This is a genomic window from Streptomyces sp. SID486 (assembly GCF_009865385.1).
In the GTDB taxonomy this organism is placed as follows: Bacteria; Actinomycetota; Actinomycetes; order Streptomycetales; family Streptomycetaceae; genus Streptomyces.
Map to the genome: position 1 here is coordinate 1 of NZ_WWJT01000270.1, position 2,412 is coordinate 2,412.

A 2,412-nucleotide genomic window follows, 5' to 3' on the forward strand; every position below is an offset into this window, starting at 1 on the left:
ACGGCGGTGCCGGAGGCGGCGCTGGGGAGCACGGCGGTGCCGCGGAGGGCGCCGGGGGGCGCGGCGGGGTCGGAGACGGGGGTTTCCTCGCCGGGTACGGCGCCCAGACGCGCCAGTCCGGCGGCGGAGGCACGGACCACGAGCGCCTGCGGGACGGCGTGAAGAAGCAGCGTGTCGAGTGCGGCGAGGCCCTCGGACGGCTCGAGGGGGCTGACGCCGAAGCCGGCCAGCCGCCGCGCGTACCGCTCGTCGGCCACCCTTCCCACGCTGCCCCAGTAGCCCCAGTTGACGACGGTCACCGGGAACGGGCACCGCTCGCGCAACTGTGCGGCGCAGGCGTCCTCGAAGGTGCTCGCCGCCGCGTAGTTGGCCTGACCGGCCGAGCCGGTGAAGGACACCGCCGAGGAGAAGAACGCCATGAAGTCCAGGCGTTCGGTGCGCAGCACCTCACCGAAGGCGACCGCACCGGCCGTCTTCGGGGCGAGCACCCGGGCGAGCCCCGGCTCGTCCAACCGCGCCAGGGTCCGGTCGTCCAGGACCATCGCCGCGTGGAAGGCGCCGTGCAGGGCGCCGAACCGGCGCCGGGCGCGGCGCACCACGGCGCGCAGGGCCACCGCGTCGCTGACGTCGGCCTGTTCGTGGACCGCCCGGCCGCCGAGCCGTTCGACGTCGGCCAGCAGCTCGCGGACACCCGGGTCGGCTGCCGTACGGCCGACCAGCGTCAGCCGTGCTCCCACGGTGCGGGCCAGGTGGTGGGCGAGTTCCCGGCCGATACCGCCGGTGCCGCCGACGATCAGGTAGCTGCCGCCGTCCCGGTAGGGGTGGCCGCCGCCGAGGTCGGCGACGGGACCGGCGGCAGGGCGGACGGCACGGACCAGACGCCGGCCGGGCCGCAGGACGACCAGGCGTTCGGCAGCCGGTTCCCGCCGCAGCAGCGCGGCCAGCCGGGCGGCCTCCCAGGGGCGGGTCCCGATGTCGACGCAGCCGACCGACCACGCCGGATACTCGGCGGCGGCGGAGGCGGCCATGCCCACCATGCCGGCGGTGTGCGGCCGCACCGGGCCGTCGCCGGCGTCCGCCGCACCGGCGAGCACGACCTTGACCCGGACCGGGCGGCCGGTGCCCCACCCGATGAGGGAGCGCAGCGTGCGCAGCAGATCGAAGGGCGCGGGGTCGGCTTCCGCGGCGCCGCCTCGGTACGCCTCGCAGGCGAGGACGTAGACGACGTCCGGGCAGTCGCCGGGCGCCGGTCCGGCCGCCGCCGTGGCGTGGTCACCGGCGGACCGGTGCTCGGCGACCAGTGCGGCGGCCAGTTCGGCCGTGCCCGGACCGTGCACCACCCGCACCCGGGCGCCCACGGGGCCGGGGGCGGCCGGTGCGGGACCGGCCCGGCGCCACTCGGGCAGATGGATGAGCGCCTCGTCCCGGGTGGTGACCGGGCCGGGGTGGACGGGCGCCGTGGGGGAGGCGGGACGCAGCACCAGATCGGTGAAGCGGGCCACGACGCGGCCGTCGTGGCCGGCCAGCCGTACGGTGAGACCGGCGCCCTCGCGGCGGACGTGGACGTACCCGTCGGCGGGCACCGGTGCGAGGGAGTCGAAACGGCCGAGCGCGAAGGGGATCAGCGGGCGGCCGTCCTCGGTGGCGCACAGGACGGCGACGGTCTGGAGTGCGGCGTCGAGCGGCACCGGGTGCAGGGGACGGCCGGGCAGTTCGGCGGCGCGGGCGGGCGGCACGAGCAGTCTGCCGAGCGCCTCGTCGGCGCCGTACCGTACGTCTCGCAACGCCCTGAAGGACGGGCCGTAGGCGATGCCGGCCGCCGTGAAGCCGTCGTAAAGGTCGGTGCCCGTGCGGTGCCGCGGGCACCTCGCGGCGACCGCCGCCACATCCAGCGTCTCGGGCTCGGGGCGCACGTCTTCCGTGATCCGGCCGCGGGCGCAGACCGCGCCGCCAGGACCGTCGGTGAGCACGAACCGCCCGTCTTCCAGGCGCAGTTGTGCCACGTTCGCGGCCGGCACCGCGAAGGGGCGCAGCCACTGCACGCCCCGGATGCCGATGGGTGTGCCCCGCCCGGCGGCGCGGGCGGCCAGTTCGAACACGGCGACACCGGGGAGCAGCCGAGTGCCCGCGACGACGTGCTCGGCGACGACCCAGTCGTGCGGGCCGACGGCAAGGGACACGGCGGGGGTGGGCCCGGAGCGGGCAGGAACGGTGCCCGAGACGGCGGAGTCGGAGGGGGCAGGAGCGGTGCCCGAGGCGGCGGGGCCGGTGCCTGAGGCGGCGGGGCCGGAGGCGGCGGGAGCGGCCCCTGAGGCGGCGGGGGCGGTCGGGGCGGCGGGGCCCGTCGCGTCGGCCGAGGCGGTCAGAGCCTGAGCGGTCGGAGTGGCGGGGCCGGGTGATGCCTTCGGGGTG

1 protein-coding gene is annotated in these 2,412 nt (G+C 77.7%); it reads right to left on the reverse strand.

From position 1 onward, the window contains the following. Positions 1 to 2,180 (reverse strand): SDR family oxidoreductase (locus tag GT045_RS13370; protein ID WP_161334297.1); only part of this gene is annotated, 2,180 nt, incomplete at its 3' end. Between the last annotated feature and the right edge of the window lie 232 nt (positions 2,181 to 2,412).